Raw genomic sequence first — 14,489 nt, forward strand, 5'->3', positions numbered from 1 at the left:
TTTAAGTTTTTAATCTTCTAATTGGTTAGTCTCTTATAGTATTAGAATCTGAAATGAGCAAACGCACGGTTAGCTTCTGCCATTCTGTGCATGTCTTCTTTACGTTTGTAAGCACCACCCTGTTCGTTGAAAGCATCCATGATTTCAGCGGCTAACTTGTCAGCCATTGACTTGCCACCACGCTTACGTGCAAAGATAATCAAGTTCTTCATTGAAATTGACTCCTTACGGTCAGCACGGATTTCTGTAGGAACCTGGAAAGTAGCACCACCCACACGGCGAGACTTCACTTCCACCTGAGGAGTCACATTATCCAGAGCTTTTTTCCAAATTTCAAGAGCGGATTTCTCTTCGTTCTGCATTTTATTCTTCACTGTTTCCAACGCAGCATAGAAGATTTCATAAGAAGTGTTCTTCTTTCCATCGTACATCAAATGATTCACGAACTTGGAAACTTTTACATCATTGAACACGGGATCCGGAAGGATAACGCGTTTTTTCGGTTTTGCTTTTCTCATTTGTCTGAAAGAATAATGTTTTTCGTTCTTGGTTGTTTACTTCTGTCTTCTTCAACTCTCCCTCCGGAGAATTTACTCAACCTTTAGCATTTCCAACAAACTAAAACGTAAGTTATTACTTTTAATTTTTCTGTTTTTGGGTATCAGGCCACCAGATTATTTCTTCTTAGCAGGAGCTGCTTGACCCGGTTTCGGACGTTTTGCGCCGTATTTGGAACGTCTTTGTGTACGACCTGCAACACCTGCAGTATCCAAAGTACCACGTACGATATGATAACGCACACCCGGAAGGTCTTTTACACGGCCACCACGTACCAATACAATAGAGTGTTCTTGCAAATTGTGACCTTCCCCCGGAATATAAGAGTTCACCTCTTTACCATTGGTCAAACGTACACGAGCTACTTTACGCATAGCTGAATTCGGTTTTTTCGGAGTGGTTGTATACACTCTCACGCAAACGCCACGTCTTTGAGGACAAGAGTCCAAGGCTGGAGACTTTGATTTCTCCACCAGCACTTCGCGTCCTTTTCTTACTAATTGCTGAATTGTAGGCATTTTAATTGTTTTTAGTTATATATTATTGTTTATATTAATTCAGAACTATACACTTTTGGGCTGCAAAGATACTAATAAGTTTTGAATAATCAATGCACTACAAGTTTTTTTTTAATTTTACGCTTCACCCTTGATGTTGGGAAGAGGCGGAAATGTTTGTTCGTCCGGCATGTGAATCGGTCCGAAAGAGCGTTCGTATTTCCCAATATTCTCTTCGAGTGCACGCAGCAAACGCTTGGCATGTTCGGGTGCCAAAACTATGCGCGATTGCACACCAGCCTTTGGCATTCCAGGCATCACGCGAATAAAGTCGAGAATAAATTCCGAACTGGAATGAGTTATAATAGCCAAATTGGCATATGTACCTTGCGCCACTTCTTCCTTCAATTCTATCTGAAGTTGACCGTTGTTGTTTTCTTGATTTTCCATGTTGCACAATTATTTTTAAAATGTTCTTAAAAGATAGACCAAAAGTACTCTTTTTTTTCGGACGATATACATTTAAGTCCCCAAAAGACACATAATAATCCGTCCAGAAAAAGAAGCAAGCCACTACAATCGTTTTGCAGTAGCACTATAACAAACATGCAGAAGCGTTGCAGTACAGAAGGAAGAGGCAAAGATAAAACAGAGAGGGAATACTCCTTCTTATAGAATATTCCCTCTCTCTATTTAATAGAATTATATTGACGTTGTAAGGTTATCCCTCTACTTTCTCGTCTACAGCATAATCAAGTACCGTCTTCTTGTTAGCAAGCATACGGTCGTACTCTTCTTTGGAGCCAACAATAATCTTCTCGAACTCGCGCTGTCCGGTACCGGCAGGAATCAGGTGACCGCAGATTACGTTCTCCTTCATACCTTCCAGACGGTCCACCTTTCCGTTGATGGCAGCCTCGTTCAGCACCTTCGTCGTTTCTTGGAAGGAAGCAGCCGACATGAAGCTTGAAGTCTGCAATGCAGCACGGGTGATACCTTGAAGAATCTGAGTAGAAGTCGCAGGTACAGCGTCGCGCACTTCCACGGGTTTCAAGTCGCGGCGTTTCAACATGGAGTTCTCGTCACGCAACTTGCGGGCCGTCACGATCTGACCAGCCTGCAAACTCTGGGAATCTCCAGCATCCACTACCACCTTCTTTCCCCAGATACGGTCGTTCTCTTCCATGAATTCCATCTTGTCAACAACTTGCTGTTCCAGGAAGCGGGTATCACCCGGCTCGTCAATTTCCACCTTGCGCATCATCTGACGTACGATGATTTCAAAGTGCTTATCGTTAATCTTCACACCCTGCAGACGGTAAACGTCCTGAACCTCGTTCACGATATATTCCTGCACGGCTGTAGGACCTTTGATGGCCAGGATGTCCGCAGGTGTGATAGCACCGTCTGATAACGGAGTACCGGCACGTACATAGTCGTTCTCCTGAACCAAAATCTGCTTGGACAACGGTACGAGGTACTTCTTCACTTCGCCGGTCTTGGAAGTAACGATGATTTCGCGGTTACCGCGTTTCACTTTACCCATGGTAACCTCACCGTCGATTTCTGAAACCACAGCAGGATTAGACGGGTTACGTGCCTCAAACAGCTCAGTGACACGGGGAAGACCACCCGTGATATCACCCGCTTTACCTACGGCACGCGGAATCTTCACGATAACTTCACCGGCCTTTACCTTTTGACCGTCCTCAACCACCACGTGGCCACCTACCGGCAAGTTGTATGTACGGATCAGTTCGCCGTCTTCTGTCATGATGTGTGCGGTAGGCACCTTCGTCTTATCCTTAGACTCAATGATGATGATTTCGCGCAAACCGGTAGATTCATCAGACTCTACCTTATAAGTCACGTTTTCAATAACGCCTTCAAATTCAATCTTACCGGTAGCTTCGGTAATGATAACTGCGTTGAACGGATCCCAACGGGCAATCATCTTGCCCTTCTCTACCATTTCACCGTCAGCAGCATAGAGCGTAGAACCGTAAGGTACGTTGTGGGTAGAAAGAACAATACCCGTGTTGACATCCACGAAACGCACTTCAGCCAGACGGCCTACCACTACCTTTGCAGGTTCGCCTGCTTCGTCAATAACGTCTACCGTACGGAGTTCTTCGAATTCCAAACGGGCAGGGTTCTTAGCCACGATACTTGCGTTGGCAGCGATATTGGCTGCCGTACCACCGGCATGGAATGTACGCAGTGTCAACTGTGTACCCGGCTCACCGATAGACTGTGCAGCAATTACGCCGACTGCCTCACCTTTCTGAACCATGCGGCTGGAAGCCAGATTACGTCCGTAACACTTGGCACAAACACCCTTCTTGGATTCGCAGGTCAATACGGAACGGATTTCAACACTCTCAATCGGGGAATCTTCAATCTTCTGCGCAATGTCTTCGGTAATTTCCTCACCGCCAGCCACAATCAGTTCGCCAGTTGTAGGATGAACAATATCATGTACGGATACACGACCGAGGATGCGTTCATACAGAGTGGCGATGGTTTCGTCATTGTTTTTCAATGCTGTACAAACCAATCCGCGGAGCGTGCCGCAGTCTTCTTCATTAATAATCACATCGTGCGATACGTCAACCAGACGACGGGTCAGGTATCCGGCGTCAGCCGTCTTCAAAGCGGTATCGGCAAGACCCTTACGGGCACCGTGAGTAGAGATAAAGTATTCCAACACGGACAGACCTTCCTTAAAGTTAGAAAGAATCGGATTTTCAATAATCTGACCGCCTTCGGCACCTGCTTTCTGGGGCTTTGCCATCAAACCACGCATACCGGAGAGCTGACGGATCTGTTCCTTAGAACCACGGGCACCGGAATCCAGCATCATGTATACAGAGTTGAAACCCTGGTCGTCGCTTGAAATGGTTTTCATCAAGATGTTGGACAACTCTGAGTTCACGTGTGTCCAGATATCGATTACCTGATTGTAACGCTCGTTGTTGGTGATGAAACCCATGTTATAGTTATTGATTACCTGCTCTACTTCATCATAACCTTTCTGTACTAATGCTTCCTTCTCTTCCGGGATGATGATATCCCCCAAGTTGAACGACAGACCACCCTTGAAGGCCATGTAGTAACCGAGGTTCTTGATCCCGTCGAGGAAGTCGGCTGCCTTGGCAACACCACACACCTTGATTACGTGACTGATGATATCGCGGAGTGACTTCTTGGAGATAATCGTATTGATATATCCTGCTTCTGCCGGAACAATTTCGTTGACAATGACACGGCCCACGGAGGTATCGTGCATCATCTTGTCCACAATGTTGCCATTCTCATCAACGTCTTTCACTATGACGCTTACCGGAGCGTGAATGTCGCACTTACCTTCATTATAGGCAATCAGTGCTTCTTCTGGACCGTAGAATGTCAACCCCTCACCTTTGGCACCTTTGCGCAACTTAGTGATGTAGTACAAACCGAGTACCATATCTTGGGCGGGCACAGTGATAGGAGCACCGTTAGCAGGGTTCAATATATTGTGTGACTGGAGCATCAGCATTTGTGCTTCCAGAATCGCTTCGTTGCTCAGCGGCAAGTGAACGGCCATCTGGTCACCGTCGAAGTCGGCATTAAACGCCGTACATGCCAACGGGTGCAGCTGGATTGCCTTACCTTCGATCATCTTGGGCTGGAATGCCTGAATACCGAGACGGTGAAGTGTCGGAGCACGGTTCAACAGCACCGGATGACCCTTCATCACGTGTTCCAGAATATCCCAGATAACAGGTTCCTTGCGATCTACAATCTTCTTGGCACTCTTTACTGTCTTCACGATACCGCGCTCAATGAGCTTACGGATGATGAACGGCTTATAAAGCTCAGCTGCCATCAGTTTTGGAATACCGCATTCACCCATTTTCAACTCTGGACCTACAACGATTACAGAACGTGCGGAATAGTCGACACGCTTACCCAACAAATTCTGACGGAAACGTCCTTGCTTGCCCTTCAAACTGTCAGAAAGTGACTTCAACGGACGGTTAGCGTCAGTCTTCACAGCACTCGATTTACGAGAGTTGTCGAACAGAGAGTCGACAGCTTCCTGCAACATACGTTTTTCATTACGTAAAATCACCTCAGGAGCCTTGATTTCAATCAATCTCTTCAGACGATTGTTACGGATGATGACACGACGGTAAAGATCGTTCAAGTCAGAAGTTGCGAAACGCCCTCCATCCAACGGAACCAACGGACGAAGTTCGGGTGGAATAACCGGCACAATGCGTACAATCATCCACTCAGGCTTGTTGCGTCCACGTGATGCACGGAACGACTCAACTACCTGAAGACGTTTCAGGGCTTCGGTCTTGCGTTGTTGTGAAGCATCGCTTCCGGCACGATTACGCAGTTCGTAAGACAAAGAGTCAAGATCGAGGTGTGACAGCAAATCGTAGATAGCTTCCGCGCCCATCTTGGCAATGAACTTATTGGGGTCTGAATCTTCGAGGAATTGGTTGTCTTTCGGCAACTTTTCCAGTAAGTCCAGGTATTCTCCTTCTTCCAGCAAGTCGTACTGTGCCACTTCGTCGGACAGTACACCTGGCTGAATGACAACATAACGCTCGTAATAGATAATGGCATCCAGTTTCTTGGTGGGCAGGCCCAACAAGTAACCGATTTTGTTGGGAAGTGAACGGAAATACCAAATGTGAGCCACGGGCACAACGAGCTGGATATGTCCCATACGCTCACGGCGCACTTTCTTTTCAGTCACTTCCACACCACAACGGTCGCAGACGATGCCTTTGTAACGGATACGCTTGTACTTACCGCAATGGCACTCGTAATCCTTGATAGGACCAAAGATGCGCTCGCAGAACAATCCGTCGCGTTCGGGCTTATACGTACGATAGTTGATGGTTTCAGGCTTTAAAACTTCACCACTCGAATTCTCAAGGATTTCCTCAGGAGAAGCCAAACCGATAGAGATTTTCGAGAAATTACTCTTTATCTTGTTATCTTTTCTAAAAGCCATAAATTTATTTAATTGATAATTGACAATGGAAAATTGAAATTGAAAAACTGAAAACCGATAATTGAGAATGGTAACTTGCATTATCCATTCTCAATTATCAATTATCCATTATTCTAAGTTGATGCTCAAGCCCAAACCTCTCAACTCGTGCAGCAATACGTTCAGTGACTCGGGGATACCCGGAGCAGGCATCGGCTCACCCTTCACGATTGCTTCATAAGCCTTGGAACGTCCTACAACGTCATCAGACTTGATAGTCAGGATTTCCTGCAGAATGTGTGCGGCACCGAATGCTTCGAGAGCCCAAACTTCCATTTCTCCAAAACGCTGACCACCGAACTGTGCCTTACCACCCAACGGCTGTTGCGTAATGAGTGAGTACGGACCGATGGAACGTGCGTGCATCTTGTCTTCAACCATGTGACCGAGCTTCAGCATGTAGGTCACACCTACCGTAGCCTGCTGCTCGAATGCTTCACCGGTACCACCATCATACAGCGTTGTCTTGCCGTAACGGGGCAAGCCGGCCTTATCGGTCCATTCGTTCAAATCGTCCAAAGATGCACCGTCAAAGATAGGAGTGGCAAACTTCACGCCCAAGTTCTTTCCGGCACGACCGAGAACGGCCTCGAATATCTGACCGATGTTCATACGTGAAGGCACACCCAACGGATTCAGCACGATGTCTACCGGAGTACCGTCAGCAAGGAACGGCATGTCTTCCTGGCGTACCACGCGGGAAACAATGCCCTTGTTACCATGACGACCAGCCATCTTGTCACCGACACCAATCTTACGTTTCTTGGCAATGTATACCTTGGCCATCTGAATGATACCTGCGGGCAACTCGTCACCGATAGTAATGGCAAACTTCTTGCGCTTCAACTCGGCATCGAGTTCCTTATACTTCTTGATGAAGTTCATCACCAACGCACGAATCAGTCCGTTGGTATGTTCATCCTTCGTCCAGTTGCTCAACTGAACAGCAGTGAAGTCCAAATCACTGAAGTCGGAAGCAGAGAATCTGGCGCCTTTGGAAATTATGTCGGCACCCATGTAATCCTTCACACCTTCCGATGTATAGTTTTCTGTAAGCTTCAACAGTTTGTTTATCAATACTTTCTTGAGATCACCTATCTTGGCATCGAATTCGTCGTCAATCTTCGGCAGCAGAGCCTTGTCGGCCAGCTTGGAGCTGCGAGTCTTAATAACACGAGAGAACAGACGCTTACCGATAACAACACCTTTCAAAGAAGGAGAAGCTTTCAAAGAAGCGTCCTTCACATCACCGGCCTTATCACCGAAGATGGCACGGAGCAGTTTCTCTTCCGGAGAAGGATCTGATTCACCCTTCGGAGTAATCTTACCGATAAGGATATCCCCCGGCTCGATGCGGGCACCCACACGAACAATACCGTTTTCGTCAAGGTCTTTAGTCGCTTCCTCACTTACATTGGGAATGTCAGAAGTCAACTCTTCCATACCACGCTTCGTTTCACGAACTTCCAAAGAATATTCTTCCACGTGTACAGAAGTCAAAAGGTCCTCACGAACCACGCGTTCGTTCAGTACAATAGCATCCTCATAGTTATAGCCCTTCCACGGCATGTAAGCAACCAGCAGGTTCTTACCCAATGCAAGCTCTCCGTCTTCGGTTGAATAACCTTCTGTCAAAATTTGACCTGCAGTAACGCGCTGGCCCTTCTCGCAAATCGGACGGAGGTCAATCGTCATGTTCTGGTTGGTACGGCGCCATTTCGGGATATTATATTCTTTCAATGCAGGCTCGAAGCTTACGAATTCCTCCTCTTCCGTACGGTCGTACAGAATACGGATAGTCGTTGCATCCACGAATTCAACCACACCGTCACCCTCGGCAGTAATCTGCGTACGGGAATCGCGTGCCAGCTGACGTTCGATACCAGTACCTACAATCGGAGCTTCGCTCTTCAACAAAGGAACAGCTTGACGCATCATGTTTGATCCCATCAATGCACGGTTGGCGTCATCATGCTCCAGGAACGGAATCAAAGAAGCTGCAATAGAAGCAATCTGCTGGGGAGATACGTCCATCAATTCCACCTCGGAAGGAGGAACCACCGGATAGTCGGCATCCTGACGGGATTTTACTTTATCACGTACAAAAGTACCGTCATCGTTCAAAGGAGCATTACCCTGCGCAATAATCTTGGCTTCCTCTTCTTCTGCGGTGAGGTAAACCAAACCTTCGTCAGAAAGGTCAACCTTACCATCTGCCACCTTACGGTACGGAGTTTCAATGAAGCCGAGCTCGTTGATTTTCGCAAATACGCAGAGTGAAGAAATCAAACCGATGTTCGGACCTTCAGGAGTCTCGATAGGACAAAGACGCCCGTAGTGAGTATAGTGTACGTCACGAACCTCGAAGCCTGCACGTTCGCGTGACAAACCGCCAGGACCCAGGGCAGACATACGGCGCTTGTGAGTAATCTCGGCCAGCGGGTTGGTCTGATCCATGAACTGTGACAAAGCATTCGTTCCAAAGAATGAATTGATAACGGAAGAGATTGTCTTGGCGTTAATCAGGTCAATAGGAGTAAAGACTTCATTGTCACGGACGTTCATACGTTCGCGGATAGTACGCGACATACGTGCCAGACCGATGGCAAACTGATTGGACAACTGTTCGCCCACTGTACGCACACGACGGTTGCTCAAGTGGTCGATATCATCCACATCCGCTTTCGAGTTAATCAACTCGATGAGATATTTGATAATTTCGATAATATCTTCCTTGGTAAGGACACGCACGTCCATATCGGTCGTCAAGTTCAACTTTCTGTTGATACGATAACGGCCTACATCACCCAGGTCATATCTCTTTTCTGAGAAGAACAAGTTATTGATAACTTCGCGTGCACTGGCATCATCGGCTGGGTCTGCATTACGCAGCTGGCGGTAGATGTAGAGTACAGCTTCTTTTTCCGAGTTACTCGGGTCCTTCTGCAGAGTATTATATATAATAGAATAGTCAGACTGGTTCGGTTCTTCCTTGTGTACGAGGATATTCTGAACACCCGACTCTAATATAATATCAACATGTTCCGGCTCGATTACAGTTTCACGATCGATAACGACTTCGTTACGCTCGATGGAAACAACTTCACCGGTTTCTTCGTCTACAAAATCCTCAATCCATGTTTTCAACACACGTGCGGCCAACTTACGTCCCACCATCTTCTTGAGATTCGTCTTGTTTACCTTCACGTCTTCCGCCAAATTAAAGATCTCGAGAATGTCCTTGTCATTCTCAAAACCGATGGCTCTCAGCAAAGTAGTAACCGGCAATTTCTTCTTACGGTCAATGTAGGCATACATGACGTTGTTGATGTCGGTGGCAAACTCAATCCACGAACCCTTGAACGGGATGATACGGGCTGAGTACAACTTGGTACCGTTGGCATGTACGCTCTGTCCGAAAAATACGCCCGGTGAACGGTGAAGTTGGGATACAACCACACGTTCCGCACCGTTGATGACGAATGTCGCCTTATCCGTCATGTAAGGAATGGGACCTAGGAACACGTCCTGAATGACCGTGTCAAAATCTTCGTGGTCGGGGTCGGTACAATATAATTTCAATTTTGCCTTCAAAGGCACGCTATATGTAAGCCCTCGCTCTATACATTCATCAATGGTATAGCGCGGCGGATCAATATAGTAGTCCAAAAACTCAAGAACAAAATTATTTCTTGTATCGGCAATGGGGAAGTTTTCAGCAAATACTTTATACAGTCCCTCGTTCTTACGCTTCTCGGGTGGGGTGTCCAGTTGTAGAAAGTCTTTGAATGACTTCAATTGTACTTCCAGAAAATCCGGATATTCAAGCGGATTCTTAGTCGAAGCAAAATTAACTCTTTGATTTACAGTATTTGAAGACATCTGTTAATGGATTTGTAGAACTTAATTTTAAATATATACACAAAAAGGTTAAGAACCCTTTTCACGAAGGGTTCCTAACCGAATTACCTGATTTACAGGCTAATGTTATTTAAGTTCAACTTCAGCTCCAGCTTCTTCCAATGTTTTCTTCAATGATTCTGCTTCGTCTTTAGCCAAACCTTCTTTTACTACGCTAGGAGCACCGTCTACCATGTCCTTAGCTTCCTTCAAGCCAAGACCGCAAGCTTCCTTAACGGCTTTAACTACCTGAAGTTTAGCTGAGCCAGCGCTCTTCAATACTACGTCGAAAGAAGTCTTTTCTTCTGCGGCAGCAGCACCACCAGCTGCAGGACCAGCAGCAACAGCTACAGCTGCAGCAGCAGGTTCAATACCATATTCTTCTTTCAGGATTGTTGCAAGTTCATTAACTTCTTTTACTGTCAAGTTAACTAATTGTTCTGCAAAAGCTTTCAAATCTGCCATTTTTGTATGATTTTTAATTGTTTAAATACTAAATAAATTGATATAATTCTTTTTCCGAAATTTACGCTTCGGGACGTTCACCAAGAGTCTTGAGAACTCCGTGGAGGGTGTTACCACCTGATTGCAGAGCAGAAATAACATTCTTGGCCGGTGACTGCAGCAATGCAACGATATCGGCAATAACTTCATTCTTACTCTTGATACTTACGAGAGCATCCAACTGGTCAGCACCAACATAGAAGCTTTCTTCTGCATATGCAGCCTTCAGTCCGGGAATACCATTCTTAGCCTTATCTTTGATCAACTTGGCCGGTGCGTTAGCAACGTTGCTGAACATTACGGCAGTTGTACCTTTCAGAGAACCATAAAGCGGAGAAAAGTCTTCTTCCAGGCTTTCCAATGCCTTGTGAAGCAATGTATTCTTAACTACCATCAATTTGATGTCAGCTTTGAAACATTCTCTTCTCAACATGCTGGTTGTAGCAGCATTCATGGCAGTGGTATCCACCAAATAGAAGTGACCGTATTCCTTCACTGTAGCAGCAATCTGCTCAATAATCGTACTTTTATCTTCCTTTCTCATTATTACTCCGTTTTATTAGATTTCTTCTACTGTTTTCGGGTCAATCTTGATGCCCGCACTCATCGTGCTAGAAAGATAAATACTCTTAATATATGTACCCTTGGCTGCAGTCGGTTTCAATTTATTCAAAGTAGAGATGAATTCTTTCGCATTGTCGCGAATTTGCTCAGCGCTAAATGAAACTTTACCGATAGAAGTATGAACAATACCGCTCTTGTCAACCTTGAAGTCGATTTTACCTTGTTTTACTTCTCTTACAGCTTTAGCAACATCCATAGTTACAGTGCCACTCTTGGGGTTAGGCATCAATCCACGAGGACCGAGCACACGACCGAGTGCACCAATCTTACCCATGATGGACGGCATAGTGATAATCACATCAATATCAGTCCATCCACCTTTGATCTTTTCAATATATTCGTCAAGACCAACATAGTCAGCTCCGGCTTCTTTTGCAGCAGCTTCAGCATCTGGTGTACAAAGCACCAAAACGCGTACAACCTTACCAGTACCGTGAGGAAGTGATACAACACCTCTCACCATCTGGTTGGCCTTACGCGGGTCAACGCCCAAACGTACGTCGATATCCAGAGAAGCGTCAAACTTGGTATAAGTGATTTCTTTTACCAACTGAGCAGCTTCCTTGAGAGAGTATGCTTTCCCTGCTTCAATTTTTTCTGCAGCCAACTTTTGATTTTTTGTCAGTTTACCCATTCTAATTGAAGTTTATTAATTATTAACCGGGAACTCCCCTTTTACAGCGATACCCATACTTCTAGCTGTACCGGCAACCATTTTCATGGCAGCTTCTACAGTGAAACAGTTCAAGTCAACCATTTTGTCCTGAGCAATCGTACGAACTTGTTCCCAAGTAATCTCGGCAACCTTCTTACGGTTAGGCTCAGCAGAACCACTCTTTTGCTTCGTCACTTCCAACAACTGGATAGCCACGGGAGGAGTCTTGATTACAAAATCGAAAGACTTGTCTGCGTAGTAAGTGATAATCACAGGAAGAATCTTTCCTGCTTTGTCTTGGGTTCTGGCGTTGAATTGCTTGCAAAACTCCATGATATTGATACCCTTGGAACCCAAAGCAGGTCCTACTGGGGGAGATGGATTTGCCGCGCCTCCTTTAATCTGTAATTTGATTAGTCCAGCAACTTCTTTAGCCATTTTCTAATTGATTTATATATAAACATTAATGAAGAATACTACAGCGTAACACCTGCACTATTCTTTTTCAACTTGCATAAAGCCCAATTCGAGCGGAGTCTTCCGTCCGAATATCTTGACCATGACCTTCAGTTTCTTCTTCTCGGTGTTCACTTCTTCAATGATTCCACTGAATCCACTGAACGGACCGTAATTCACCTTTACAGTCTCGCCGACTACATACGGGATACTCAAGTCTTCACCTGATTCCTGCAATTCGTCAACCGTACCAAGTATACGATTCACTTCCGACTGTCTCAGAGGTACGGGTTTTTCCGAACCACCCAAGAACCCTATCACATTAGGAGTATTTCTCAGATGATGAGCAACCTCACCCACCAGAGCAGCCTCCACCAAAACGTAACCAGGGAGATAACTTCTCTCTTTCACAATTTTCTTACCATTGCGAACCTGATATACCTTTTCGGTAGGAATCAATACCTGAGATACGTAATCACCAAGGTCGCTGTTTTTAATATCAGCTTCAAGGTATTCCTTTACCTTAGCTTCTTTTCCGCTAATAGCACGCAAAACGTACCATTTCTTTTCAATCTCAGACATTTCTTCTTACTTTTAATGTGGATAAACAAATTCCATCAGATGCTGGAAACAGAAGTCCATCGCAAATACTACCACTGCAATTAGTAGGGAAGCATATAAAACAACTACTGCACTGTTAGTAAGTTCAGAATACGTAGGCCACGACACTTTATGAACAAGTTCGTCGTAAGTTTCTTTAAAATAAGCTACAATCTTCTTCATTTCAAAAATATTAGCACGGGAGGAGAGGCTCGAACTCCCGACACCCGGTTTTGGAGACCGGTGCTCTACCAACTGAGCTACTCCCGTTTGTACATAATCAGTTCCCGATGTATACCGGGAACTGATTAAGATTATATTGGTTATTAGTCAAGAATTTCAGTAATCTGACCAGAACCTACCGTACGACCACCTTCACGGATAGCGAAACGCAAACCTACGTTCAATGCTACCGGGTAGATCAGTTCTACAGTGATTTCTACGTTATCACCAGGCATTACCATTTCAGTTCCTTCCGGAAGAGTGATTTCACCTGTACAGTCCATAGTACGCAGATAGAACTGAGGACGGTATTTATTGTGGAACGGAGTGTGACGACCACCTTCTTCTTTCTTCAAAACGTAGATAGAAGCTTTGAACTTAGAGTGAGGTTTAATCTGACCGGGCTTACAAAGAACCATACCACGTTTGATTTCGTTCTTGTCGATACCGCGGAGCAACAGACCTACGTTGTCACCAGCTTCACCCTGATCCAGCAACTTGCGGAACATTTCAACACCAGTTACAACTGACTTCTTGTCTTCACCCAAACCAAGGATTTCAACTTCGTCACCTACATGGATAACACCAGCTTCGATACGACCAGTAGCTACAGTACCACGACCAGTGATTGAGAATACGTCTTCAACCGGCATCAAGAACGGTTTGTCAACATCACGCGGAGGCAGAGGAATCCAAGTATCACAAGCTTCCATCAGCTCCATAACCTTCTCTTCCCACTTTTCAACGCCATTCAACGCACCAAGAGCAGAGCCCTGGATAAACGGAGTGTTGTCGCCATCGAATTCGTAAGCTGAAAGCAGTTCACGCATTTCCATTTCAACGAGCTCCAACATTTCAGCGTCGTCTACCATATCACACTTGTTCATGAATACAACCAGTCTCGGTACGTTTACCTGACGAGCCAACAAGATATGTTCACGAGTCTGAGGCATCGGACCATCAGTAGCAGCAACTACGATGATAGCACCGTCCATCTGAGCAGCACCAGTTACCATGTTCTTTACGTAGTCAGCGTGACCCGGGCAGTCTACGTGAGCGTAGTGACGATTAGCCGTTTCATACTCTACGTGAGAAGTATTGATAGTGATACCTCTTTCTTTTTCTTCAGGAGCGTTATCGATAGAATCGAAAGAACGCAGTTCAGAAAGACCTTTCTTTGCCAACACTGTAGTGATAGCAGCTGTCAACGTGGTTTTACCGTGGTCAACGTGACCAATTGTACCAATGTTTACGTGCGGTTTGGTACGTTCGAATTTCTCTTTAGCCATAGCTTTACTTGTTATTTATTTGATTAATAATCAGCTTTTACATTTTTGTGAGCTGTTACCGGGACTTGAACCCGGGACCTCTTCCTTACCAAGGAAGTGCTCTACCGCTGAGCTATAACAGCAAGGAG

11 protein-coding genes and 2 tRNA genes are annotated in these 14,489 nt (G+C 45.4%); all 13 read right to left on the reverse strand.

Translation table 11 applies throughout. The features are described from left to right. Positions 1-41: 41 nt before the first annotated feature. The 13 genes from rpsG to DWY57_RS13930 all read right to left on the reverse strand — a co-directional run bounded on the left by rpsG (position 42) and on the right by DWY57_RS13930 (position 14,483). A complete protein-coding gene (gene rpsG / locus DWY57_RS13865) occupies positions 42-518 on the reverse strand; it encodes a 30S ribosomal protein S7 (protein WP_005825710.1) in 477 nt (158 codons plus the stop codon). Positions 519-674: 156 nt separating this feature from the next. Continuing rightward, positions 675-1,076: a 30S ribosomal protein S12 gene (gene rpsL / locus DWY57_RS13870; RefSeq protein ID WP_005825712.1), complete on the reverse strand. Its 402-nt coding sequence runs from the start codon at positions 1,074-1,076 to the stop codon at positions 675-677. A 117-nt stretch (positions 1,077-1,193) separates the two neighbouring features. After that, positions 1,194-1,505, reverse strand: coding sequence for a DUF3467 domain-containing protein (locus DWY57_RS13875; protein WP_117601003.1), 312 nt, complete (start codon positions 1,503-1,505; stop codon positions 1,194-1,196). A 271-nt stretch (positions 1,506-1,776) separates the two neighbouring features. Beyond that, positions 1,777-6,072, reverse strand: a complete 4,296-nt coding sequence (rpoC, locus tag DWY57_RS13880; RefSeq protein ID WP_117601002.1) for a DNA-directed RNA polymerase subunit beta' — start codon at positions 6,070-6,072, stop codon at positions 1,777-1,779. A gap of 108 nt (positions 6,073-6,180) precedes the next feature. Next, positions 6,181-9,993, reverse strand: a complete 3,813-nt coding sequence (gene rpoB, locus DWY57_RS13885) for a DNA-directed RNA polymerase subunit beta (RefSeq protein WP_119961939.1) — start codon at positions 9,991-9,993, stop codon at positions 6,181-6,183. A 105-nt stretch (positions 9,994-10,098) separates the two neighbouring features. Beyond that, on the reverse strand, positions 10,099-10,476 hold the full coding sequence (rplL, locus tag DWY57_RS13890; RefSeq protein ID WP_004291279.1) for a 50S ribosomal protein L7/L12: 378 nt from the start codon (positions 10,474-10,476) through the stop codon (positions 10,099-10,101). A gap of 61 nt (positions 10,477-10,537) precedes the next feature. Next, on the reverse strand, positions 10,538-11,059 hold the full coding sequence (rplJ, locus tag DWY57_RS13895; protein WP_005825719.1) for a 50S ribosomal protein L10: 522 nt from the start codon (positions 11,057-11,059) through the stop codon (positions 10,538-10,540). A gap of 15 nt (positions 11,060-11,074) precedes the next feature. Then, positions 11,075-11,773, reverse strand: coding sequence for a 50S ribosomal protein L1 (gene rplA / locus DWY57_RS13900; RefSeq protein ID WP_005825721.1), 699 nt, complete (start codon positions 11,771-11,773; stop codon positions 11,075-11,077). Between the two features lie 15 nt (positions 11,774-11,788). After that, on the reverse strand, positions 11,789-12,232 hold the full coding sequence (gene rplK, locus DWY57_RS13905; RefSeq protein ID WP_005825722.1) for a 50S ribosomal protein L11: 444 nt from the start codon (positions 12,230-12,232) through the stop codon (positions 11,789-11,791). A gap of 57 nt (positions 12,233-12,289) precedes the next feature. Continuing rightward, positions 12,290-12,832, reverse strand: coding sequence for a transcription termination/antitermination protein NusG (nusG, locus tag DWY57_RS13910; RefSeq protein ID WP_005825724.1), 543 nt, complete (start codon positions 12,830-12,832; stop codon positions 12,290-12,292). Positions 12,833-13,047: 215 nt separating this feature from the next. Beyond that, positions 13,048-13,120, reverse strand: a tRNA-Trp gene (locus DWY57_RS13920). 56 nt (positions 13,121-13,176) lie between these two features. Beyond that, positions 13,177-14,361, reverse strand: a complete 1,185-nt coding sequence (tuf, locus tag DWY57_RS13925; protein ID WP_117601000.1) for an elongation factor Tu — start codon at positions 14,359-14,361, stop codon at positions 13,177-13,179. A 50-nt stretch (positions 14,362-14,411) separates the two neighbouring features. Next, positions 14,412-14,483: transfer RNA gene (locus DWY57_RS13930), tRNA-Thr, on the reverse strand. Positions 14,484-14,489: the final 6 nt, after the last annotated feature.

Source organism: Bacteroides sp. AF25-5LB (genome assembly GCF_003602965.1).
GTDB lineage: Bacteria > Bacteroidota > Bacteroidia > Bacteroidales > Bacteroidaceae > Bacteroides > Bacteroides uniformis.